Origin of the sequence: Tetragenococcus solitarius NBRC 100494, assembly GCF_001544195.1 — a bacterium.
Lineage (GTDB): Bacteria > Bacillota > Bacilli > Lactobacillales > Enterococcaceae > Tetragenococcus > Tetragenococcus solitarius.
On record NZ_BCPY01000009.1, the window covers coordinates 34,932 to 59,400 of the forward strand.

Genomic DNA, 24,469 nt, shown 5'->3' on the forward strand with positions numbered 1-24,469 from the left:
GGGATAAGAGATGAATAGCAGATTTATGAATAAGTTTATCGAAATAGCATCAAAAATTGGGAATCAAGTTCATTTACGTTCCTTACGCGACGCATTTGCGACCATTATCCCGATGTTTATCTTAGCTGGTTTAGCTGTGTTAATTAATAATGTATTATTTCCTTTTATTTTTTCTGGAGAAACACTGGCAACGGCTCAAGATTTTGGTAATAGCATAAATAATGGAACACTAAACGTTGCTGGTTTATTATTATGTCCGACAATTGCTTATTTTTTATCTTCAAATAAAGGTTTTGCTAACCCCATTTCAGCGGCAGTAGTTGCATTAGCTACTTATATTACAATCATGCCTTTAGCAGTCGAGGTTCCTTTTAAAGATAGTACAGTTGAAACGACAGGGGCGTTAACTTACGAAAATTTAGGAACAGAAGCAATGTTTGTAGGAATCATTATTGGTTTAGCTGCTACCGAGATCTTATTGGCATTAAACAAAATGAAATTTTTACGCATTAGTCTAGGCGAACAAGTCCCTCCAGCTGTTTCAAAATCTTTTAGTACAATGTTGCCAGCCCTTATCACTGTGGCTTTGTTTGCTGCACTTTCTTTAATTTTACAGTTGACCCTTCATATGGATTTAATTACCTTAATTGTGACACTGATCCAACAACCATTGCGAAAAGTGGGGACCAGTTTAGCAGGTTGGCTATTTTTGTATAACTTTGGTAATTTACTGTTTACCTTTGGAATTCATCAATCAGTTATTAATGGTCCTTTTACTGAACCCTTTTTGACTCAAAACATTAACGAAAATATGCTGGCTTATTCACAAGGAACGGAACCTCCCAATATTTTAACGATTAGTTTTCAAACTTCTTTTGTCCAAATGGGCGGAACTGGCGCCACGTTTTGCTTGTTGATTGCGATTCTTATTTTTTCGCGAATGAAGTCTTATCGTGAAGTCGCCAAATTAAGTTTAGCACCAGGACTTTTTGAAATTAATGAACCAATGATTTTTGGGTTGCCAATTGTTTTTAATCTCCCGATGATTATACCCTTTGTTATTGTTCCTGTTGTCCAAGCATTGCTTGCTTATGCAGTAACAGCGATTGGTTGGGTCAGCAAAACAGTCGTTTTTATTCCTTGGGTGACGCCTCCTGTAATTAGTGGTTATTTAGCGACAGCCGGTGATTGGCGAGCACCGGTATTACAGGTAATTTTAATTGCCCTGGGAGTAATCATTTATTTACCATTTTTAAAAGTCAGCGAACGTGTATTAAAACGACAAGCTGAAATGAATGAATAACATAAGACAGCAAGAAAAGTTTGACCCACTTTTTCTTGCTGTTTTTCTTTTGTCGTTTGGCAGTTGAACGAACAATGGAAAGCAAAAATAGTGTTCGTTCATCGCTTGAATGAACATTATAATGCCAAACCATTGTTTATTCATTGGTCGAATGAACATTATAACGTTAATTCCTTATTCATTCAGCTATCGAATGAACACTATATATCCTTCACCCATCGAACGAATACGGAAAATCTAAAACAATGTCCGTTCACTTTACTTAGCGAAAGTTAACTTTTGTCATTTGACTATAATAGGCGTTATAATAAAATTGTAATTTATTTATAGAGGAAGTGGGTAGATTGGAAAAAAGGAAAAAGTAGATTTACTTCAAAAGATGATTGAAGTTAAATCAGTAAATGGTAACGAAAAAGAAGTTGCGGATATTTTAAAGAAAGTGCTAGATGACGCAGGTATTCAAAATGAAATATTGACTTTTGGCAATAACCGGGCCAATTTAGTTGCAACTCTTGGCAAAGGACGTCCTGTATTAGCCGTTTCTGGTCATATGGATGTTGTTGAGGTAGATAAGGACAATTGGGAGACAGATCCATCTGAATTAGTGGAAAAAGATGGTATGTTTTATGGCCGGGGCGTAACCGATATGAAAGCAGGTCTTGCTGCTTTGGTGATTTCAATGGTTGAATTAAAAGAGGCAGGCACGCCAATCAATGGAACGATTAAATTACTTGCTACTGCTGGCGAAGAAGTGGGACAACCTGGTGCTGAAAAGTTAACCGAGCAAAGGTATATGAAAGATGTGGACGCTTTATTAATCGCTGAACCAAGTGGTTACCGTTGCGTTTACGCTAATAAAGGTGAACTAAATATTACAATAGATTCTAAAGGACAAGCAGCCCATAGTTCGATGCCAAAAGCTGGTATTAATGCTGTCGAACATTTATTACATGTATTAAATAATATTGAAACAAAGGTCAAGCAGGCAACAGATGGTATCGAAAATGAAGTATTGGGAGACACAGTATTTAACATCGATGTCATCAAAGGCGGGAACCAAATTAACGCTATTCCAGCTTTTGCTCAAGCACAAATTAATATGCGTACCATTCCTGAATTTACAAATGCCCAGTTAGAGGATATTTTCAAAGAAGTTATTGATGAATATAATGATCAGACAGACGCTCAAATTGATTATTCGGTGACAATGAACACAATTGCGATTACTGGAAAAGAGGATTCATCTTTGATTCAATTAATTCAAAAAATTGGAAAACCTTATTTACAAAACCAAGAAATGTCAGACGAAGAAATCAAACAAGCTAAAAAATCAGCAGAATTAACGGGCTTGAAATTTTCAAAAGACGAAATTTTAACTTTGGGAATGTCTGGTGGAACGGACGGTTCCAAGTTCTTAATCGATCAACCTAATGGCTTTGATTATGTGATGTTTGGACCAGGAAATGATACCATGCATAAAGATAATGAAAGCTTATCAAAATCTATGTATTTTGATTATATTGATATCTATAAAAAATTGTTTACCGAATATTTAAAATAAAAAAACTGAATTCAAAGATTAAAAGCAAGTGAATGTAACCTATTAATCGGTCATTCGCTTGCTTTTTATTTTGGTTCATCTAACTTTTTAGCCGCGCTATTTTTATATGCTAAAGTGTTTCATCTTCTAAAGACAACGTTTATTTGGATGCGGGAAATTTCCCACAAGTTAGGAAAAATATAGAATTAAGAAGTACAGTTCCATTCCTTTTGAAACCCCTATCATTTTGTTTAGAATTTGCTAGACTTAAATCAGTAAAACGATTTCAAACTAATTTAAGAGGAAGTGAAAGAGTAATGATGCAAAAAATTCAACGCTTCGGCGGGGCCATGATTGTTCCAGTTTTGTTGCTTGCATTTAACGGAATTATCTTAGCTTTATCAACGGTTTTTCAGAATCCAGATATTGTTGGCTCCATTGCGACAGAAGGAACTTTTTGGAGTAATATTTGGGGCGTCATTGAAGAAGGTGGATGGACCGTCTTCAACAATATGGAGCTGCTATTTGTTATCGGCTTGCCCATCAGTTTGGCTAAAAAAGCCAATGCCCGTGCCGTTATGGAAGCATTTGTTATTTATATGACTTGGAATACATTTTTAAGCGCTATTCTACAAACATGGAATTTTGGTGTTAATTTAACAGATGTAGAAAATACCATTGGTCTTAAATCAATTGGTGGTGTAGCGACTTTAGACACTAGTATTATTGGTTCATTATTAATTTCTGGCGTTGCGATTTGGCTACATAATAAATTCTATGATACAGCTTTACCAGAATGGCTAGGTATTTTCTCAGGTTCTTCTTTCATCGTTATTTTAGGATTCATCGCAGCTTTACCCTTAGCCTTTTTAACAGCTTTTGTTTGGCCACCAATCCAAGATGCAATTTCTCAATTGCAAGGTTTTATGGCAGCAAGTGGTACAGCAGGCGTTGGGGTGTATGTTTTCTTAGAACGTATTTTGATTCCAACTGGTTTACATCACTTTATTTACCAACCTTTTGAATTAGGTCCAGCTGTTGTTAATGGTGGATTAATTAACTACTGGTTTGAACATTTATCCGAATTTGCTGACTTTACCGGTCCTTTAAGAGAGATCTTTCCAGAAGGCGGGTTTGGTCTCCATAACGTTTCAAAGGTTTTTGCGCCTGTTGGTATAGGATCAGCTTTTATTGCAACGACTAAGCCGGAAAATCGGAAGAAAACAATAGCATTAGTTGTTCCAACAGTTTTAACTGCAGTTTTTGCTGGTATTACTGAACCTTTTGAATTTACTTTTCTCTTTTTAGCACCACAGTTATTTGCTGTCCATGCTGTTTTAGCAGCTTGTTTGAGTATGACGATTTATGCATTGGGCTTTTCCGGAATTATTGGGGGTGGCTTAATCGCAAACTTTTCACAATTTATGCTCCCTATGGCAAATAACCACCTTGATGCGGTGTTAATTTTCTTTGGCGTTGGTTTGGTCTTCTCGGCCGTTTATTTCCTTATCTTCCGCTGGGCAATTGTTCGATTCAATATCAAAACTCCTGGTCGGGAAGACAGCGGCGAAGTCAAAATGTATAGCAAAAAAGATTTTAAAGAAAAACAAGCGGCAGGCGGCATAGCTATGTCTAGCGTGAGAGAAAGTGATAATCCAAATGCGCAGAAAGCTGCTCAGTTTATAGAAGGACTGGGGGGCGCGCAAAACATTACCGATGTGACAAATTGTGCGACAAGACTGCGGGTTTCTGTCGCAGATGAAGGTCAAGTACTAGAAGATGATTTCTTTAAAGGAGGCGGTGCGCACGGAGTCGTAAGAAATGGAAAAGCTTTCCAAGTCATAGTTGGTTTGGATGTGCCAAAAGTAAGAGAGTTTTTTGAGGAAATTGTAGAAGACGAAAATAAAGACTTTGAAGGAGACGAATAATTTTATGACTTTGAAAAAACAATCAATTGTAGTAGCAGGCGGCGGTAGCACATTTACACCAGGCATCGTGATGATGTTATTAGAAAACTTAGATAAGTTTCCGATTCGTTCACTGAAGTTTTATGATAATGATAAAGAACGGCAAAAGCAAATTGCTGATGCGACTGAAGTGATTATTAACGAACGCGCCCCAGAAATTGAATTTAAAGCAACGACGGATCCAGAAGAAGCTTTTACGGATGTCGATTTTGTGATGGCTCATATTCGTGTAGGAAAATACGCTATGCGCGAAAAAGATGAAAAAATTCCTATGAAATATAATGTGATTGGACAAGAAACATGTGGTCCTGGCGGGATTGCTTATGGGATGCGTTCGATCGGTGGAGTATTAGAAATTATTGACTATATGGAAAAATATTCTCCAGATGCATGGATGCTAAACTACTCCAATCCCGCAGCCATTGTCGCAGAAGCTACGAGAAGATTGCGTCCAGATAGCAAGATTATTAATATTTGCGACATGCCAGTGGGAATTGAACTTCGCATGGCTGAAGTACTCGGCTTAGAATCACGGAAAGAAATGGATGTTCGTTATTACGGTTTAAATCACTTTGGCTGGTGGACGGATATCCGGGATAAAGAAGGCAATGATTTGATGCCCAAACTGATTGACTGGGTTAAAGAGCATGGTTACATTACACCAAGTGAACTGGAAGGAACTTCTGATGAAGAAGTAGAGCCAAGTTGGGAATATACCTTTGGTAAAGCCAAAGAGGTCCAATGGTTGGATCCAGACACGTTGCCGAATACCTATTTGAAGTATTATTTCTATCCCCAAGATGAAGCAGAGCACAGCGATATCAATTATACACGGGCTAATGAAGTTATGGATCATCGGGAAAAACACGTCTTCAGTGAATGTAACCGCATTGCCAATATTAAAACAGCGGAAGATGCAAAATTAGTTGCAGATGATCATGCAAGTTATATTGTCGACTTAGCTCGTGCAATTGCTTATAATACCAAAGAACGGATGCTTTTAATCGTACCAAACCATGGAGCTGTAGAAAACTTTGATCCAGAAGGTATGGTCGAAGTTCCTTGTATTGTAGGCTCACAAGGACCAGAACCAATGACGCAAGGTTCAATCCCTCGCTTCCAAAAAGGATTGATGGAACAACAAGTAGCGGTTGAAAAATTGGTAGTAGATGCTTGGATTACAGGTTCTTATCAAAAATTATGGCAAGCTCTAACGCTATCACGTATCGTACCAAATGCACGTGTAGCCAAACAAATTTTAGATGATTTGATCGAAGCCAATAAAGATTTCTGGCCAGAATTAAAATAAGCGAATAAAGGATAAGGTCTCGGATGCTATGGTGTCTGAGACTTTTTTTGTTATAAAAGGAGATTTATTTTAATAACCACTCTAGCTCTATGCCTACGCTGTGTTACAATTAAAACACAAAAAAGTGGAGGTTGAATTTTTTGAATATAGAGACTTTAATCAATGAACACTATGATCGTTTAAATGAAAATGATCAACATATTGCTAAATATATTATAAATCATCTGAACGAATGTAAAAAATTATCGATTACTCGACTAGCGGAGGTTACCTTAACATCGAAATCTTCTATTTTACGTTTCACTCAAAAATTGGGATTTTCAGGTTATAGTGAATTTAAATACGCATTAAAACAACAAAAATCACAACCTAAAGAACAAAAGTCTTTTGTAGCTATGCAGCAGGAGGACTTATTACAAACAGCTAAAATGTTTGACCAGCAAAATATGATGCCCGTTTTGGAAGCATTTGACCAAGCACAAACGATTTATTGTTACGGAACCGGCTGGGGGCAAAGGGAAGTGTTGCAAAACTTTATGCGTAGTGTAATTCCTCTGCAACGTTTTCCGATTCATTTACAATCACAAAAGGAATTGAGTATTGCTTTAAATGGATCTATTACAGAAAAAGATTTAATGATTATTCTTTCATTAAGTGGACAAAACAAACCCCAAGAAAATATCTTAAATCTGATGAGGATAAAAAATATTCCGATTTTATCTGTTACCAATATGAGTATGAATCGTCTAGCTTCAAAAGCAACCTATAATTTATATTATCAGTCAACAGAAATAGGGCAGTCCTCTGATGGAATTTTTAGTATGATGCCATTATTTCAAATTATGGATTTATTTTACCGCGCTTATGTAGATTACAAACAGTTTGATTTAGAACAACTATAAAAAAAGAGTGAGAAAAACATGGGATATCACGCTTTTCTCACTGCTTTTTAATTGTTATTTGATTGGTTTAAAGATGCGGATGGTGGGAGTCGAACCCACACGAACGTTTCGTTCACATGAACCTGAATCATGCTTGTCTACCAATTCCAACACATCCGCTTAATGACAAACTCAATTATAGCAGTGTATACAGCATTGTCAATGGGTTTTGAGACAGTCTTTATTGTAAAAGGGTGGGGTTATAAATTTTTAAACATAAAACATCCGAACGATCAAAGGCACACTCTTGTGGTTACTCGTCATAAATCATAACGATTAGTAAGCCTGTAAATCTCGTTCGGATATTTTCGTTTGGTTTTTACTTGTGCCAGAGCTTCTTGCTACTCTATTTGTAATTCTGTCTTTGCTTTTTCAATTTGTTCTTTCACTTGATCGAATCCTGTGCCGCCTGAAGAATGGCGGTTTTTTACTGCAGTTACTGAGCGTAATTTTTCATAGATATCTGCTTTAATAGCCGGAGAGACTTGTTGATATTTTTCTAGGGGGATATCTTGTAAATAAGTCCCTTGTTGAATACATTCTAAAACGAGTTTACCTACGATCTCGTGAGCTTGGCGAAAAGGAATTCCTTTATTTGCCAGATAGTCAGCGAGTTCTGTCGCATTAGAAAAGTCCTTTTCTGTGGCTTGTTGCATATTTGATTTGTTTATTTCCATTGTTTCAATCATTCCCGCCATGATTTCTAAGCTATGGATGATCGTTTCAGAAGTATCAAACATGCCCTCTTTATCTTCTTGTAGGTCCTTATTATAAGCAAGAGGTAATCCCTTTATAACCGTTAATAATTGAAATAAGTTGCCATAAACGCGTCCTGTTTTGCCGCGAATTAACTCTGCCATATCTGGGTTTTTCTTTTGAGGCATAATTGAACTTCCAGTGGAAAAAGTATCGGATAATTCAACAAATTGGAATTCATAAGAGCACCATAAAATAAGTTCTCCGCAAAACCGCGAAAGATGCATCATTAAGATAGAAGCGTTACTTAAATATTCTACTAGAAAATCACGATCGCTAACGGCATCTAAACTATTGTCATAAATAGAAGAAAAACCTAATTCTTCGGCTGCCATTTTTCGGTCGATTGGAAAAGTGGTTCCTGCTAAAGCAGCTGCGCCTAGTGGAGAAATGTCAATACGCTGTAAATTTTCTTGCATACGTTTTTGGTCACGTGTAATCATTTGATAGTAAGCCAGTAAATGGTGACCAAAAGAAATAGGTTGGGCATGTTGTAAGTGGGTGTATCCTGGCATAATGGTCTCCACATTTTCTGCTGCCTTATCGACTAGCACACTTCGCAAGTGGTGAGTTTTTTCAATAATTATCTCTACTGTTTCTTTTAGATACAGATGCATATCTGTGGCGACTTGGTCATTACGACTACGAGCAGTGTGCAGTTTTCCAGCAACAGAGCCAATTTCTTCATACAAAAGTGATTCGATATTAAGATGAATGTCTTCGTTTTGAATCGTAAAAGTAATTTCATTGTTGGCTAGCTTTTCTTGTAGGCTGTTTAGCCCGTTTTGTATCTGCTGCATTTCGTCTTCTGTAATGATACCGCAAGCTCCTAACATTTTCACATGGGCTAAACTTCCTAAGATGTCTTGTTTAGCCATTAAGTAGTCAAATGAAATGGAGGCGCCGAAGGCATCAATCCAATCTTTATTTTCACCGGTAAAGCGACCGCCCCATAGCTTTTTCATTCAGTGTTCTCCTTTACATTTAGTTGTTGATTCTGTACTTCGGCGTGAACTTTTGAAGGTAGTCCCCATAATTTAATAAAACCAATGGCAGCTTCTTGATCAAAAGTGTCAGCAGAAGTATAGGTGGCTAAATTTTCATTGTATAAACTGTTAGATGACTTTTTTCCCTGACAAATTATATTTCCTTTAAATAACTTTAGGCGTACCACGCCATTTACATCTTCTTGTGAACTTTTAATAAAGGAAACGAGTGCTTTCGTTAACGGATTAAACCAAAGTCCATCATAGATTGTCTGAGCTAATTGATTTTCAATCGTTGGTTTGAAATGGGCTAGTTCGCGCACAAAAACGAGATCTTCTAATTCTTTATGAGCATGCATCATTGTTAAAGCCCCCGGGCATTCATAAACTTCTCGTGATTTTATGCCTACTAAACGATTTTCTACATGATCAATTCGCCCAATCCCGTGTTTTCCTGCCAAAGTATTCAGTGTAGAAGTCAGCTGAGTTAAAGACATTTGTTTATCATTTATTGCAGTAGGTACGCCTTTTTTAAAAGTTAGTTCTATGATATCAGCTTCATTTGGGGTATTGTCTAATTCATTGGTTAGCTCATAAGCACCTTCAGGCGGGGTAGCCCAAGGATCTTCAAGGGCACCACATTCGCAAGCTCGTCCCCATAGGTTTTGATCAATAGAATAAGGATTATCTAAATCAGCAGGAATAGGGACATTATTTGCTTGGGCATAGGCAATTTCTTCTTCTCGGGACCACTGCCACTGGCGTACAGGTGCAATCACTTTTAAAGAAGGGTCCAGTGCAGCAATCGCTACTTCAAAACGCACCTGGTCATTGCCTTTTCCGGTGCAACCATGGGCGATGGTAGTTGCACTTGTTTTGTGTGCCAGTTCGACTAATTTTTTTGCAATTAAAGGACGGGATAGAGCTGAAACTAAGGGATAAGAATTTTCATAGAAAGTGTTTCCTTGCAAAGCAACCAAAGCAAAGTCTTGCAAGAATTCTTCTTTTGCATCAATGGCATAAGATTGAACAGCTCCTACTTTTAACGCTTTCTTGCGTATTTCTTGAATATCCTTACCTTCGCCGATATCTAAACAACAAGCAATCACATCATAACCTTGGTCCGTTAACCATTTTACTGAGACAGAGGTATCCAAACCACCTGAATAGGCTAACACAACTTTTTCTTTCATATCTATGCATCTCCCAAATCGAATTTAAAACTTATAATAGCAAAACAATGTAAATTTATCAATAGAATTACGAATAAATATTCATAATTATTGCTTTTAGCTAAAAAATATACAAATGAATGTATATTAATATTAAGTCGATGATAAAACAGTCATGTTTCTCTCTAGCTTTTATTGACGATTTTCTTGGGTTTGTGCTATGTTTATCTTGTGAGGAATAAAAATGCAGAAAAATCGTAAGCGGTTTCTTCTGCGTAAAAAAGATAGGGAGTAGAAGAAAATGGAAATTTTATTAGATACAGCCAATATTGAAACGATAAAGAAATATGAAGCAATTCTTCCACTGGCAGGCGTAACAACAAATCCTTCTATCATTAAAAAAGAAGGAGAAATAGACTTTTTTGCACATATGAAAAAAATTAGTGAAATTATCGGAAAACAATGTTCATTACATGTACAAGTGGTGGCTAAGGATAAAGCAGGAATGTTAAAAGATGCCAAAAAAATTTTGGAACAATTAGGCGAAGAAACTTACTTGAAAATACCACTAAGCCCAGAAGGTTTAAAAACGATTAAATCATTAAAAAAAGAAGGGTTTAATGTAACCGCTACAGCTATTTATACAAAATTTCAAGCTTATTTGGCTGTTGCAGCGGGAGCTGATTATATTGCTCCTTATTATAACCGGATGGAAAATCTCAATATTGATGCTAAAGAGGCAATAGCTGCAATGGCTCATGAAATTGATCGCAGCAATAGTCAAACAAAAATTGTAGCTGCTAGTTTTAAAAATATCGGACAAGTTACGACTGCTTTAGAGCAAGGAGCCCAGGCAGTCACTGTTGCTCCAGATATTATCGAACAAGCCTTAGCGATGCCTTCAATTTCTCAAGCCGTGGATGATTTTGCCAAAGATTGGGAAACTATTTTTGGTAAGGGAAGTACGATGGCTGACTTGCATGATTAACGATCATTCATAACTACTGATAGGTGAATCATTATTTTAATAGAGCTTTGTTCTATATTATGGAAGAGGATAACACTTTAAACAACTTATTTTCTAGGAAGGCGAGTTGAACATAATTCATAAAAACTAATGTCCGATAGCCTAAAATGAGCCAAAACTTTTCAGAACTTTTGTCCGATAAAGCTGAACGGGCCATAAGAAAGGGTAACAATTGTCCTATTATTACTAAAAAGCAGTAGAACTAACTTTTTTTAAGAAAATCGAACACAAGTTACGCAAACTTGTGTCCGTTAATCTAAAATAGGCCAAAACTTTCCTGAACTTTTGTCTGATAAAATTAAACGAGACATAAAAAGTTAAAACTATTGCCTTATTAGAATAAAAAAGGCAGCTTTTGTTTTGACATTTATCGTTTCTGTTCTTTTATGAATAAACCTAGACAAGTTCAACTTGATATGCTCCCCCTATATAGGACACTGAAATATAAAAGTCCTATATAGGGGGGATTTTGTGTGTCAAAGAGGAAGATGAAGCTTATCCTAGAAAAACGGGTAGAAGCAGTAAAAAGCTATCTGAGCGGTAAAGATAGCTTGAATCATATCGCTAGTACATTGGGGATCAGTAATGATACTTTAAGACATTGGTTGACGATTTATGAAAATGAAGGTCCGACGGGTCTACTACCAAAAAAGAAGAATGCTCATTACAGTATTGAAACAAAGCTCCAAGCAGTCAATGATTACTTAAGCGGCGCAGGAAGCCTTAATGATATTACAAAAAAATATAAACTTAGAAGTGATAAACAACTACGAGACTGGATTAAGGGATATAATACTCATGGAAACTTCAAATCAGGAAGCGGTGGAAGTCAAATGAGTCAATCTAGAAAAACAACCTTTAAAGAGCGTATAGAGATCGTCCATTACTGTATTTTGCACGATCGTAACTATGGAGAAACAGCCATCAAATATCAAGTGTCCTACCAACAAGTTCGTAACTGGGTACTGAAATATGACGAAATGGGCGAACAAGGATTAAAAGATCGGCGTGGACATCGTGTGGGAACAAAACCTAGTCGAACCCCAGAAGAAGAAATGCGGGATCGCTTAGCTGAAAAAGAACGTCGTATCCAACAATTAGAAATGGAAAATGACCTCTTAAAAAAAGTCAGGGCGTTAGAAAGGAAGTGGGACTAGACCTTATCCGCCACGTTTTTGAATATGAAGCAATTAAAGAGCTTCACGAGGTCAAAAATTATCCGATTCAACCAATGTGTGATTTTTTACACGTCTCAAGATCCGCTTATTATCGTTGGCTAAAGCAACCAAAATCTGCGCAAACCATCTTTAACGAGCATTTGGCAGATCTAATCAGATATATCTACGAGGCAGATAACGACAAGGGATATCGGAGAATTCGGGATGACTTGGTTCAAGATTATGGCTTACACGTCAATGATAAAAGAATATTACGCATTTGTCGGAGCCTTCAAATTCAATCCACAGTCAAGCATCATCCTAACGGGAGTACCCAGGCTGCCAAAAATCCTTATCATATTACCAAGAACTATTTAAACCGGAATTTCCATGCGAATAAGCCCAACGAAAAATGGTTAACCGATGTCAGTGCGTTTAAGTATTACGAAGGCAATCAAGTGAAAAAAGTTTATCTTAGTGCCATTCTGGACTTGGCAGATCGTCGGATTGTCTCATTTGTCATTAGCGACAGAAATGACAATCAGTTAGTGTTTGACACCTTCGATGAGGCAGTACGTCGTGAGCCAGATGCCCACCCGCTTTTTCATAGTGACCGTGGGTTTCAATATACGAGTCAACCGATGAACGCTCGTTTAAAACAACATGGCATGAAACAAAGCATGTCTCGCGTGGCTCGTTGTATCGACAATGGTCCCATGGAAGGATTCTGGGGAACATTAAAACGGGAGAAGTACTATCGTAGGCAATTTACAAGTCGCGAACATCTGGTTTCAATGATTGAAAACTATATTCACTATTACAACAACGGCCGCTATCAACGTTGTTTGAAATCAAAAACCCCGTTACAAGTCCACCAGCAACTTTTGATGGCCGCATAATCGTCGTATACTTTTCATGCGTGAAATATTTGGGGGTTCGCTCGTCAAAAGTATACTTCAGTCAATCGTAGTCAAAGTTTAATCATCATAAAAACAAAAGAACGATTTGCCAAAAACCAGCAAATCGTTCTCTAAAAATTTTATTATATTTCCGTGTCCACTTGACGGGGTGCCCATCAACTCTTGCCTAGGTTTATTTTATTGGATATCATCTTTTGTTAAATCTGTGTGAAAGACTTTTTTACTACGTTTATAGCGTATGTCTTCGATTTCTGCTTGTTTATTAATCACTCGAGCTAAAATGAAAAAGTAGTCGGATAAACGATTAACGAATTTTAGCACAAAAGGATTTACTTGTCCCTCTTGTTGGAAAGTAACGATTTTACGCTCTGCTCGTCGAGCTACGGTACGTGCCAGATGTAGTTGGGCGCTTTCGTTTGTCCCCCCGGGTAGAATAAAGTAATCGACTTCTGGTGGAATATCAGTGTAAGCATCTATGCGTGATTCGAGCCATTTGATACTTTCTTCTTTGACTACATAAGGGTAGTATGGGTCATTCGCGTTTCTTGTTCTAGGCGAAATTTTTCCCATCTCTTTAAAAGTGGGCGTCGCTAAATCATTGCCGCAATCAAATAGATAGTGTTGAATTTGAACCAGTTCTTCTTTAAAAGAGGCATCTAATTGCGGTAGACTTACGACACTACCAACTAAGCTATTTAATTCGTCAATTGTTCCATAAGCTTCAATACGAGCGTCGTCTTTTTCTACTTGCAAACCGCCAATCAGTTGGGTTCTTCCCTGATCGCCTGTACGTGTATAGATTTGCATCGCTTTTTCCTCCTTAGCTTCTTACAAACCACAACGTAGCTGTGCTTGACAATTAGTACAAGTGTTGCAGCCGCCTATATCTTTAACGATTCCTTGACGGCAAATTGGGCAAGTATCTCCAACCTCAGAACCATACACAACGTCATCTGTATGACCTTCTTGTTGAATATGTTCATTTTCCGCTTGTTCGACTAATTGTTCTAATTCCTCAGAGTCGTCTACAATGCGGACGTCCTCTGTGTCAAATAACTGTGTTTGTTCAATGGCATCTTCTTCAGATTGTAAAGTGAGTACTTGTGAATCTCTTGAACCATCAACGTACACTGTACCACCTTTAGCGTTGCCATCATACAAGCGTTCGTAAATAGTTGCTACTTGTTCAACTGTGTAACCTTTTGGCGCATTGACTGTTTTGGAAATTGAACTATCAACCCAACGTTGAATGGTTGTTTGCACATCCACGTGTTCTTCTGGCGCTAATTCCATCGAAGAAACGAAAAATTCAGGCAATTGGTTGGCATCTGCCTCAGGATGTTCGTCTAAATATTCTTGGACAATTTGCGCGTTGACTTCTATGAATTTTCCTAAACGACCGCTGCGGTAGTATTTAAATGCAAAATAAGGTTCTAAACCAGTTGCAACGCCGACCATTGTCCCTGTACTACCAGTAGGAGCAACTGTTAAAAGATGAGAGTTTCTAATTCCATGCGCTAGAATGTCTTCTCTAATATCTTGAGGCATGTCTTTCATATAACCTGTTTGGATGAAACGCTGACGCAGGTCTTGTGTTTCTTCTTCGGTTTTACCAGTTAAGAAGGGAAAGCTGCCTTTTAGTTTAGCTAAACGAATCGATTCTCTATAGGCTGTAGTCGCAATTGTTTCAAAGATTTTATCAACAACCTGATTACCATCTTCTGAACCATAACGATGGTGGGTATAGATAAGTAGGTCAGCTAACCCCATCACGCCAAGCCCGACGCGCCGTTCGCCTAGCGCTTGTTTTTTATTTTCTTCTAGGAAGTAAGGGGTCGAATCAATCACATCATCTTGCATTTGTACAGCTGTCTTGACGGTTTCTTTTAATTTATCATAATCGACTTCAGCGGTTGCTTTATTGGCCATATTCGCTAAGTTGATTGCCCCTAGATTGCAGACCGAATTAGGGGCTAATGGTTGTTCACCGCAAGGGTTTGTTGCAACCACTTTTTGCCCGTAGGCTATAGCATTAGTTTTGTTATTGGCATTATCGATAAAAAAGATGCCAGGTTCTGCAGAATAAGTGGCACAAATATTAATTAACTTCCATAATTCTCTTGCTTTAATTGTACGATAGGTCGTAACAGAGTAACCTAAATCTTCCCATTGGCGTACATCGCCAATTTCTGCCCATTTTTCGTCATAGTCTTGCATTTCTGCTTGATTATAATTAAATAAGTCAGGAAAACGAAGCGGCCATTCTTCATCATTTTTAACAGCTTGCATGAAATCATCTGTTAATGTAAGTGAAATATTCGCACCAGATAAAAATTCAGGGTTATTAACACTATAGGTACCACCATCATGTAGCTTGGTCTGAGCTTCTTTAATTGTTTCAGCAGACAAGGTTTCTATACTTTGTTTTTGGCCAACAATAAATTGATACATTTCTCGTTCGTCTTGTGAAAGGGGAGTAAATTTCAGTTTTTCATGGACGGCTTGTTTGATTTGGTCATCATTAGTATTTTCTAGTAAATAACGTAAAATACGTGCATTTTGCATTTTAGAAATAATAAATTCAATTACATCTGGATGCCAATCCGCCAACATAATCATTTGAGCACCACGCCTGCTACCGCCTTGCTCAACTAGATGAGTCAATTTGGCGATATCATCCAACCAGGAAACAGAACCGGATGATTTTCCGTTCACCCCGCGTACGATAGCGTTTCTTGGTCGTAGTGCAGACCCATTACTGCCAACGCCGCCCCCACGGCTCATAATTTCCATAACTTTTTTACGGTGTTCAGCGATTCCACTTCTAGAATCAGGAACAAAAGGCATTACGTAACAGTTGAAATAGGTGACATTTGCCTGCGAACCAGCACCGTAAAGAACACGTCCAGCAGGTACGAAATTCATATCTTTTAATTGTTGGTAAAATGCCTCTTCAATCATTGTTTTGTTACCAATAGTTTGGTCGACATCAGCTAAAGCATGAGCAACACGCTTAGTGATTTGTTCATAGAATATCTCAAGCGGTTTGTCAATTTCATTTAAATTCCGTGTGACTATACCAGAAGCTTGCTCGTCTGGATCTTCAATTGCAAAACGATAAGATTCTTCCACTAAAATGTCTGCTTGCTGTTTATTGTCATCGATAAACTGTACAATTCCAACTCCACGCGCTGGATAATTTGGATCGCTTTTAACCGTTAAAACAACTAAATCGCCAATAGAAAGTGTACGTTGTTCCGTGTCTTTATAAGCGTAACGATCGAGCATAACTAAGCGCGATACACCTTCTCGTTTGATGTGCATTTCATTTGTAATAGGATAAACTTGTTCAAATTGTTCGATATCCTGATTTAATTTTTTAATATCAAGTTGTGGTTCTTTTATTTGTGTGCTCACACCAAAAAACTCCTTTAAAAAAGCATTTATAAACACTATATCTTGTGTTTTTCTTTTGCTTTTATCTATATATTGTACAATTCAGTATAATATTTTAGCGCTTTTTTTACAATAGTTTGGTCGAAGATTTTTATTTGCCAGCGAAGGATTAATGAATAAGAAAGAATAGAAAACATGGTATGAGATGGTTTGTGTTGGAGGAAGTAATAAAAAAAGAAAAATTTCTTAGATGATTTTTTATTTACTAGCAACTACAAAAAACTTAGATAAACGCGGTTGCGTCTAATGTGATGTTGGTTTAAATTTGTATCTCACTATTTTTCATGGTTTAATTGGATTAAAATCTGCTTGAGAAAGTCGTGGTTGAAACTTTTAAATTTTGGTCTGTTAAAAAGCGATGGACTTTTTTGTTTTAATGGATAAGGAGTTAGCAGCTCTTTGTCGAATTCCCATGTTTTTCAATTTTTTATAAAATTAGTTATGAAAGAGCCGGTAGCAAAAATAGTAAAAGAAAGGATAGAAGATGGATTCAAATTATTTAGCCCTTTATACCCACTACCTAAAAGTGCCATATACGGATAAGCAGCGTCGCGTACGAGTATTATTACCCAGTAATTATGAGACGGAAGCTAATGATTATCCGGTAGTATATATGCATGATGGACAAAATATTTTTTTCAGTCGTGAATCTTATTCCGGTTATTCTTGGAAGTTGATTCCGCTGTTAAAATATGCAAAAAAATTGCCTCCAATGATTATTGTAGGCATTGATAATAGTGAAGAGAGCCGTTTTGATGAATATATGCCTTGGCAAGTGGAAATCCAAAATGATGAACAGTCCATTTTTGCAGGTGGAATGGGTGAAAAATATGCCCAGTGGCTTGTTGAAATGGTTAAACCGTTTGTCGATAAACACTATAGAACGAAACAAGACCGTAAACACACCATTTTAGCTGGTAGCTCATTAGGTGCTGTAATTACTGCTTTTACTGGAGCTGCTTATCCAGAGGTTTTTGGTAATCTGGGTGTTTTTTCGTTAGCTTCTTGGATAGATGAGCAATCTTTTACCCAATATATAGCAAAGTATCCTATAGATAGTAAAACAAAGGTCTATATCCAATCAGGGACGAATGAAGGAAATGAAATCGATCAATTATTAACAACAAAAGATACCGATCAAGCCTATATTGATAGTTCAATCAATTATTATAATACCCTGTTGAAAAATAGCCACGATCTAAATTGCGTGCAGTTACGCATTTTTGCTGGAGAGTCTCATTTTGAAAAATACTGGGCAGACCATTTTGGGGAGTTTTTAAATTTTGTTTTTGATAAAAATTAGGGGATTTTAAAACCAGCTCCGTACATAAAAGCTAACGGTAGCTGGTTTTTATTTAAACTAATAATTTTTGTGTGTTTAATTCTTCAAAAAAATAAGTGATTTGTTTTTTCCACCATTCCCAATCATGCGCACTATCAGCGTCCCAGTAATCAAACCAAGCATCTAGTCCCTTTTCCATAAATATTTTTTGGAAATTTTGTGTTTGCAAAAGATGAGGCAGCTCCCAATCTCCTTGGCCTACACAAATAATATAAGTATTATCATGATAGCGTTCAATAAACCAAGGGTCTTGCATATTGGATAGGTAATCCATTGGAGAATTAAAATACACAGCTAAATCACTATAATAATCTCCGGTAAAAAAGCGTACATCATAAACTCCGCTTAATGCAATGGCCGTGCCAAAAATATCTGGATGCTTCAAAGCAAAGTTCATTGTATGAAAGCCACCCATACTACATCCTGTAGCAATCACCTTCGTTGCGTTTGTCTCATAAAAGATTAAAGGAACAAATTCATTTATAATATAGCTTTCATAAAGATTATGTGCCTGGGCCATCTCATGACTGGATTTATTATGATCAAGCCAAGATTTGTTATCATAAGAAGCAACTGTGTAAAAACGGAGAAGGCCTGATTCTATAAATGAACGACAAGCATCGATCATGCCAAAGTCAGCGTACTCGTTTTGGCTGCCGCCTGATGATGGAAAAACAAGGACCGGCTTGCCCGCGTGCCCATAAATGTTAAAAGGCATCTCTTTTTCTAAGTAACGACTGTAAAAGCTATGTTGTTCAAAATGCATGATGCTTCCTCCTTTTATGAAATAAACGAGTCTTGTTTTTTACTAATATAGGCGATGTGTTCAAATAGTTCCTCTAAATCTGGTGAACGGACAATATAACCTTCTGTTCCTAAAATTGTTGAGAAGATATCAGGTACAGACTGAATTCCTACAAGGGCTTTACCCAATTCTTGCCGAATAGCTTCGTTATCATGAAGGTAGTTGAAATCTTTATTAGCTTTTCTAGAAATATAGGCACAGTTGTATAATCGTTTACTGGGCGATTTAAACTGGTTTTCTTTAACGACGTTGGCATATTCTGCAAAGATATCAAATTCATTTACATAATTGTACATATCGATAGTGGGACCACCAGGCGGGCGCATGTTCACTTCAAGCGGCATTAAAATACCTTCTGGATAGGTTCGGAAGAATTCGAAATGAAAGAAGCGCTCTTTAATATTAAAACCCTCCACAATTTTTGTTCCCATTTCAATTAAATCTTCTGGAATTTCGCGAGGTAAATAAAAGTACATATCGCTATCATTTTCGACTGTTTCTAAAACAGCGATATTGTATTCTAAACTAGAATAAAACACGATATTCCCATCCTGATCACATAATCCGTCAAAAGTAACGACATCTCCTGGAATAAATTCTTCCATAATAAAATCAACTGTTGGATCGCGCTTTTCAAAAAATACTGCTAGTTGATCAGAGTCGTTTACTTTATAAGTATCACCTGCTCCTACACCGCTATCTGGTTTTACGATAACTGGATAGCCCAGCTTTTCAGCCAAATAAAAGGCGTCTTCTTGATCAGAGAATATCCGTCCTTTTGCTACAGGAAGACCTAGCTCGCGAAATCTTTTTTTCATGCTGGATTTCTTTTTAGCAGGTTCAAGTTCTGCTAAAGTGTAACCAAAAACATTAAAATCGGTCCTCAAATGAGCATCTAATTCTAACCAGTGTTCATTATGGGATTCGATTCGATCGATTTTTCCATACTTATGGGCAAAGAAAGCGACGGCTCGATACATTTGATCGTAATCGTTCATATTATTTACTCGATAATATTCCGTTAAACTATTTTTTAACGTATCGCTCAGCTGTTCATAGGCGACATCTGCAATCCCTAAAACATTGAAACCACGCTCTCGTAAACGGACACTAAAAGTGGAAAAATTATCAGGAAAGTGTGGCGAAATAACGATAAAATTTTTCGGTTGGTCCATATGATCCACTTCCTTTTTGAGTATAGTACCATAATTTTTATAAGAAAGCGATCATTTTTAGAAAACTCTGATTTTTCTAAAAATTAAGTGCATTTTTTTGAACGCAAAATTACTACAAGGCAAAAGAGAAAGCTTTCCCTTTAAAAGAATTTATTGTATAATCAACATTTGTGAAGTAATAGAAAGAGTGAGATAAGAACGTTTATGACAAGAGTCATAAAAAGTTCAATTTGAGGAGAAAAATGTTAAATGTTTTCAAAATATAAACCGACCTGGATGGTTGATGCGATTTATAAGATTACGCCTGAACAATTAAAGGCTGTGGGAATAAAAGCCGTGTTAACCGACCTGGATAATACATTAATTGCCTGGGACTATCCAGAAGGCACCATTGAATTACAAACATGGCTGCAAGAGATGAAAAAAGCCGGTATTCCTGTTATGGTAGTGTCTAATAATAGTGCTGAAAGGGTCAGTCTTGTTGTTGATCGACTAGGATTAAGTTATGTGGCTCGAGCGTTAAAACCACTGGCTTTTGGTATTAATAAAGCTTGTAAACAACTAAATGTCGACAAAGGTGAGATCGTGATGATAGGAGACCAGCTGATGACCGATATTAAAGCTGCAAATTGTGCGGGTACTCGCAGTATTTTAGTCAAACCAGTTGTCACTACAGATGGTTGGAAAACACGTTTTAATCGGTTTTTTGAGCGGAAAATTATGAAGTCTTTATTAAAGAAAAATCCTGAAATGAAATGGCAAGGTGAATTAAAATGACAGAGACACTTCGATGTGTAGGCTGTGGAGCCGTTATTCAAACAGAAGAAAAAAACAAGATGGGGTATACTCCAAAATCAGTTCTGGAAAAAGGATTGGAAAGTGGAGGAGTCTACTGTCAGCGTTGTTTTCGGTTGCGCCATTATAATGAGATTCAAGATGTTTCGTTAACGGATGATGACTTTTTGCAGTTACTAAATGAAATCGGACAAAAAGATGCACTCATTGTCAATGTGGTAGACATTTTTGATTTTAATGGTTCAATTATTCCTGGGCTACACCGTTTTGTAGGAGATAATCCCGTATTATTAGTAGGTAACAAAATAGATGTACTACCTAAATCATTGAAAAAAAATAAATTGAAACAATGGATGAAAGAACAAGCACATGATAAAGGTTTGCGCCCAGTTGATGTGTTATTGACGAGTGCTAAAAAAAATGATGCGCTAGATTCCTTACTGGAAATGATCGAAAAGTATCGCAAAGGACGCGATGTTTATATAGTAGGGGTCACAAATGTAGGCAAATCGACCCTAATTAACCAGATTGTTCAAAAGACTGCTGATATTAAAGGCTTAATAACGACTTCAAAATTTCCTGGTACTACTTTAGATAAAATTGAGATTCCCTTGGAAGATGGGCATTCTTTAATCGACACTCCTGGGATTATTCATCAGCACCAGATGGCGCATTATTTAGGCGATAAAGATCTAAAAATCATTGCCCCACAAAAAGAAATCAAGCCGAAAGTCTATCAATTAAATCCTGGACAGACACTGTTTTTAGGAGGGCTAGCTCGTTTTGATTTTATACAAGGGGAAAAGAGTTCTTTTACCGTTTTTGTATCAAACGATTTGATGATTCATCGCACAAAATTAGAAAAAGCTGACACTTTTTACAAAAATCATGTAGGCGAATTACTACAACCACCCAGAGCAGACGAAAAAGAGCATTTTCCTGAACTTGTTCGTTTTGAGTTTTCTATTAAAGAAAAAACAGATATTGTATTTGCTGGTTTGGGTTGGATTACAGTAAAAGATACTGGAATTGTCAGTGGATGGGCACCCAAAGGCGTTGATGTGATTACACGTCAGGCCTTGGTTTAGGAGGAAGTTATGGAATTAAGAGGAAAACAAAAAAGCTTTTTAAAAAGACAAGCGCATCACTTACAACCCATTTTTCAAATTGGTAAAGGTGGGTTAAATGAGCAGCTTATCGTCCAAATCGGAGAAGCTTTAGAAAAACGAGAACTTATTAAGGTGAGTTTGTTACAAAACACCGAAGAAGACGTACGAGATGTGGCAGCTATTTTAGAACAAAAACTAAATTGTCAAATCGTACAAATTATCGGACGCGTATTAGTTATTTTTAAAATTTCTACTAAAGAAAAAAATCAAAAAATTTCTTCTGCAGTGAAAAAAGTGTAATTATTGGAGGCGCGTAGGAAATTGAAACAACAAGTAGTTAACAACCTACAAACATTTGTAAAAGTTGAAGAACAAACAAAGCCAAACAGAAGACAAGTCGGTATTTTAGGAGGAAATTTTAATCCTGTGCATCTGGCACATTTAATTATGGCTGATCAAGTAGGAACGTCATTAGGCTTAGAAAAAGTATACTTGATGCCGTCTAATGAACCTCCACACGTGGATCCTAAAGAAACAATTGCTGCAAGTCATCGTTTAAAGATGTTAGAACTTGCCATTGAAGGCAACCCCTTACTTGCTATCGAAAAGTGCGAACTTGAGCGTGAAGGCAAAAGCTATACTTTCGAAACTATGCAATTTTTAACACAAAAATACCCAGATACTGACTTCTACTTTATTATTGGTGGGGATATGGTCGATTATTTACCAAAATGGCATAAAATCGATGAATTAACCCAACTTGTTCAATTTGTGGGTGTAAAAAGGCCTGGTTATTCCAGGGAAACACCTTATCCGATTATTTGGATCGATGTACCCGATATGAATATCAGCTCAACTGATTTGCGGAAAAAAATAACGCAAGGATGTTCAGTTAACTACCTTCTACCTAAAAATGTGTTACACTATATTCAAGAAAAGGGGTTGTATCTTGATGGAGTATGATAAAAAAGTTAGAGCACCCTTGCTTAAAAAAATACAAGCGGCTATGAGTCAAAGGCGGTTTGAACACGTGTTAGGTGTAGAAAAAGCAGCACTTTTTTTAGCAGAAAAATATGGAGCATCACAAGAAAAGGCTAGTATTGCAGCTTTGACTCACGATTATGCCAAAGAACGGCCGGATGAAGACTTTAAAAAAATTATCCTTGATTATGGCTATGATTTAGATTTATTGAATTGGAATAATGCTATTTGGCATGGGGTTATAGGAGCAAAACTAGTTGAAATAGAACTAGGGATTACCGACGAGTCGATATTACAAGCAATTCGTTTGCATACAACAGGTGCTGCACAGATGACTTTGCTAGATAAAATTATCTATGTAGCTGACTATATCGAACCGGGAAGAGATATTCCTGGTATAGAAAAAGCACGTGCCATTGCCAAAAAAGATTTAGATGAAGCCGTCGCTTATGAAACGAAACATACACTGGCGCATTTAATAGAAATTCATGCCCCTGTGTATCCTAAAACCATTGAAACATATAATCGCTGGGTTGCTAAAAAAAGAGATAAAAACGAAGAGGTGAACGAAAATAGATAGTCAACAAATTTTACAAACTGCGATTCAAGCAGCGGATTCAAAAAATGCACAGGATGTGTTAGCACTAGACGTTCGTGAAGTATCTTTGCTGGCAGATTATTTTGTGATCTGTACTGGAAAAAACGACCGACAAGTACAAGCAATTGTCAGTGACGTTGTCGAAAAAGAACAAAAAGCACAAGTTGAGGTAAAAAGCGTGGAAGGAAAGGATAGCGCTAAATGGATTTTAATCGATTTAGGCGATGTGATTGTTCATGTTTTCAATGAAGAAGAACGTGAATTTTACCAACTTGAAAAACTTTGGGCAGATGCGCCATTTGTAGACATTTCTGCCTGGGTTACTGAAAAATGAGAGCTGCTTTTGAAACTTTTGCTCTTATCTATAATCAAGTAATGGATAACAGCTTGTATGAGGCTTGGTTAGCTTTTACCTTGCGTCACATAAACGAACAAAACCAACTATTAGAATTAGCTTGTGGTACAGGTGAACTGGCAATTCAATTTGCAAAACAAGGCTTTGGTGTTACAGCTATAGATTTGTCAGAAGAGATGCTTGCCATGGCAAATCAACAGGCACAAGAAAAAGAGGTGGATGTACAGTTTGTCCAAGCAGATATGTTGGATTTAACAGACATTGGCCATTACGAAATTGTCACTTGTTATTCGGATTCAATTTGTTATTTGGCTGATGAAAAAGCCGTGCAAACGGCTTTTGAACAAGTCAACCAAGTATTAAAAGAAAATGGTATTTTCCTGTTTGATGTTCATTCACTATACCAAATGGATGACATCTTTCCAGAGTATAATTACCACTACCAAACAGACGATTTTGCTTTTTTGTGGGAAAGTTATCCGACAGAAGTACCACATAGTATTGAACATTTTTTGACATTTTTCATTAAAAATGGGGAAGAAACTTTTACACGTGAAGATGAGTTGCATGTAGAGCGTACTTATCCAATAGAAACCTATCGAAGGTTACTAAAACAAGCAGGTTTTAGCCAAGTTGAGTTGTACGCTGATTTTAAAGATTGTCTGCCAACAAAAACGAGCAGACGCTGGTTTTTTGTCTGTCATAAATGAAAATATATCCCATGAAATCTTTTGGTTTCGTGGGTTTTTATTACTGGTATTTTTTCTACATAAAA

Annotated in this window: 22 protein-coding genes and 1 tRNA gene; 16 read left to right on the forward strand and 7 right to left on the reverse strand. The window is 37.0% G+C overall.

Going from position 1 to position 24,469, the window contains the following annotated elements; all coding sequences use genetic code 11:
- Nucleotides 1-10: 10 nt before the first annotated feature.
- The 5 genes from TS1_RS04390 (at nt 11) to TS1_RS04410 (ending at nt 7,021) form a co-directional block, all read left to right on the forward strand.
- Nucleotides 11-1,303 (forward strand): PTS sugar transporter subunit IIC, encoded by a 1,293-nt coding sequence (locus TS1_RS04390; protein WP_068708236.1) that lies wholly within the window; start codon nt 11-13, stop codon nt 1,301-1,303.
- 343 nt (nt 1,304-1,646) lie between these two features.
- Complete coding sequence (locus tag TS1_RS04395) at nt 1,647-2,864, forward strand: ArgE/DapE family deacylase (protein ID WP_281177360.1); 1,218 nt, start codon at nt 1,647-1,649, stop codon at nt 2,862-2,864.
- Between the two features lie 296 nt (nt 2,865-3,160).
- Nucleotides 3,161-4,771, forward strand: a complete 1,611-nt coding sequence (locus tag TS1_RS04400; protein ID WP_068708238.1) for an alpha-glucoside-specific PTS transporter subunit IIBC — start codon at nt 3,161-3,163, stop codon at nt 4,769-4,771.
- A 4-nt stretch (nt 4,772-4,775) separates the two neighbouring features.
- Complete coding sequence (locus tag TS1_RS04405) at nt 4,776-6,119, forward strand: 6-phospho-alpha-glucosidase (RefSeq protein ID WP_068708239.1); 1,344 nt, start codon at nt 4,776-4,778, stop codon at nt 6,117-6,119.
- Between the two features lie 140 nt (nt 6,120-6,259).
- Entirely contained in the window at nt 6,260-7,021 is a 762-nt protein-coding gene (locus TS1_RS04410) for a MurR/RpiR family transcriptional regulator (protein WP_068708240.1), read from the forward strand.
- A gap of 74 nt (nt 7,022-7,095) precedes the next feature.
- Here the strand turns inward: TS1_RS04410 and TS1_RS04415 are convergent.
- From TS1_RS04415 to TS1_RS04425, 3 genes are all read right to left on the reverse strand, one after another.
- Nucleotides 7,096-7,180: transfer RNA gene (locus TS1_RS04415), tRNA-Leu, on the reverse strand.
- A 221-nt stretch (nt 7,181-7,401) separates the two neighbouring features.
- Complete coding sequence (gene argH, locus TS1_RS04420; RefSeq protein ID WP_068708242.1) at nt 7,402-8,781, reverse strand: argininosuccinate lyase; 1,380 nt, start codon at nt 8,779-8,781, stop codon at nt 7,402-7,404.
- The gene (locus TS1_RS04425) at nt 8,778-9,995 is read right to left on the reverse strand and encodes an argininosuccinate synthase (RefSeq protein WP_068708244.1); all 1,218 of its coding nucleotides are present in this window, start codon (nt 9,993-9,995) and stop codon (nt 8,778-8,780) included. The genes argH and TS1_RS04425 overlap by 4 nt, the downstream gene beginning before the upstream one ends.
- 280 nt (nt 9,996-10,275) lie before the next feature.
- Here TS1_RS04425 and TS1_RS04430 point away from each other — a divergent pair, with 280 nt between their 5' ends.
- From TS1_RS04430 to TS1_RS12650, 3 genes are all read left to right on the forward strand, one after another.
- Nucleotides 10,276-10,962: a fructose-6-phosphate aldolase gene (locus TS1_RS04430; protein ID WP_068708246.1), complete on the forward strand. Its 687-nt coding sequence runs from the start codon at nt 10,276-10,278 to the stop codon at nt 10,960-10,962.
- Nucleotides 10,963-11,474: 512 nt separating this feature from the next.
- Nucleotides 11,475-12,158: a helix-turn-helix domain-containing protein gene (locus TS1_RS12645; RefSeq protein WP_217994581.1), complete on the forward strand. Its 684-nt coding sequence runs from the start codon at nt 11,475-11,477 to the stop codon at nt 12,156-12,158.
- Nucleotides 12,149-13,057 carry an IS3 family transposase gene (locus tag TS1_RS12650; protein ID WP_217994582.1) on the forward strand — a complete coding sequence of 303 codons (909 nt, stop codon included), beginning with the start codon at nt 12,149-12,151 and terminating at the stop codon, nt 13,055-13,057. Before TS1_RS12645 ends, TS1_RS12650 begins: the two co-directional genes overlap by 10 nt.
- A gap of 198 nt (nt 13,058-13,255) precedes the next feature.
- Here TS1_RS12650 and TS1_RS04445 read toward each other — a convergent pair whose 3' ends face one another.
- Both TS1_RS04445 and TS1_RS04450 read right to left on the reverse strand, forming a co-directional pair.
- Nucleotides 13,256-13,885 carry a cob(I)yrinic acid a,c-diamide adenosyltransferase gene (locus tag TS1_RS04445; protein ID WP_068708248.1) on the reverse strand — a complete coding sequence of 210 codons (630 nt, stop codon included), beginning with the start codon at nt 13,883-13,885 and terminating at the stop codon, nt 13,256-13,258.
- Nucleotides 13,886-13,906: 21 nt separating this feature from the next.
- Nucleotides 13,907-16,483 carry a vitamin B12-dependent ribonucleotide reductase gene (locus TS1_RS04450; protein ID WP_217994583.1) on the reverse strand — a complete coding sequence of 859 codons (2,577 nt, stop codon included), beginning with the start codon at nt 16,481-16,483 and terminating at the stop codon, nt 13,907-13,909.
- 535 nt (nt 16,484-17,018) lie between these two features.
- On the opposite strand from TS1_RS04450, the gene TS1_RS04455 reads away from it, so the two are divergent.
- Complete coding sequence (locus tag TS1_RS04455) at nt 17,019-17,837, forward strand: alpha/beta hydrolase (RefSeq protein ID WP_068708250.1); 819 nt, start codon at nt 17,019-17,021, stop codon at nt 17,835-17,837.
- Between the two features lie 52 nt (nt 17,838-17,889).
- Here the strand turns inward: TS1_RS04455 and TS1_RS04460 are convergent, their stop codons facing one another.
- Both TS1_RS04460 and TS1_RS04465 read right to left on the reverse strand, forming a co-directional pair.
- A complete protein-coding gene (locus tag TS1_RS04460; protein WP_068708252.1) occupies nt 17,890-18,642 on the reverse strand; it encodes an esterase family protein in 753 nt (250 codons plus the stop codon).
- A gap of 14 nt (nt 18,643-18,656) precedes the next feature.
- Nucleotides 18,657-19,856, reverse strand: a complete 1,200-nt coding sequence (locus tag TS1_RS04465; RefSeq protein ID WP_068708254.1) for an ATP-grasp domain-containing protein — start codon at nt 19,854-19,856, stop codon at nt 18,657-18,659.
- Between the two features lie 249 nt (nt 19,857-20,105).
- Between TS1_RS04465 and TS1_RS04470 the strand changes: the two genes are divergently transcribed.
- From TS1_RS04470 to TS1_RS04500, 7 genes are read left to right on the forward strand one after another with little or no spacing between them, the layout of a single operon-like run.
- Nucleotides 20,106-20,633, forward strand: coding sequence for a YqeG family HAD IIIA-type phosphatase (locus tag TS1_RS04470; protein ID WP_068708255.1), 528 nt, complete (start codon nt 20,106-20,108; stop codon nt 20,631-20,633).
- Nucleotides 20,630-21,739 carry a ribosome biogenesis GTPase YqeH gene (yqeH, locus tag TS1_RS04475; RefSeq protein WP_068708260.1) on the forward strand — a complete coding sequence of 370 codons (1,110 nt, stop codon included), beginning with the start codon at nt 20,630-20,632 and terminating at the stop codon, nt 21,737-21,739. The genes TS1_RS04470 and yqeH overlap by 4 nt, the downstream gene beginning before the upstream one ends.
- A gap of 9 nt (nt 21,740-21,748) precedes the next feature.
- Nucleotides 21,749-22,060, forward strand: coding sequence for a ribosome assembly RNA-binding protein YhbY (gene yhbY, locus TS1_RS04480; protein ID WP_068708262.1), 312 nt, complete (start codon nt 21,749-21,751; stop codon nt 22,058-22,060).
- A gap of 21 nt (nt 22,061-22,081) precedes the next feature.
- Nucleotides 22,082-22,723: a nicotinate-nucleotide adenylyltransferase gene (locus TS1_RS04485; protein WP_068708264.1), complete on the forward strand. Its 642-nt coding sequence runs from the start codon at nt 22,082-22,084 to the stop codon at nt 22,721-22,723.
- A complete protein-coding gene (gene yqeK, locus TS1_RS04490; RefSeq protein ID WP_068708266.1) occupies nt 22,713-23,321 on the forward strand; it encodes a bis(5'-nucleosyl)-tetraphosphatase (symmetrical) YqeK in 609 nt (202 codons plus the stop codon). The genes TS1_RS04485 and yqeK overlap by 11 nt, the downstream gene beginning before the upstream one ends.
- Complete coding sequence (gene rsfS, locus TS1_RS04495) at nt 23,314-23,673, forward strand: ribosome silencing factor (protein WP_407701885.1); 360 nt, start codon at nt 23,314-23,316, stop codon at nt 23,671-23,673. The genes yqeK and rsfS overlap by 8 nt, the downstream gene beginning before the upstream one ends.
- Nucleotides 23,670-24,404, forward strand: coding sequence for a class I SAM-dependent DNA methyltransferase (locus TS1_RS04500; RefSeq protein ID WP_068708270.1), 735 nt, complete (start codon nt 23,670-23,672; stop codon nt 24,402-24,404). Before rsfS ends, TS1_RS04500 begins: the two co-directional genes overlap by 4 nt.
- The last annotated feature ends 65 nt before the right edge of the window (nt 24,405-24,469 follow it).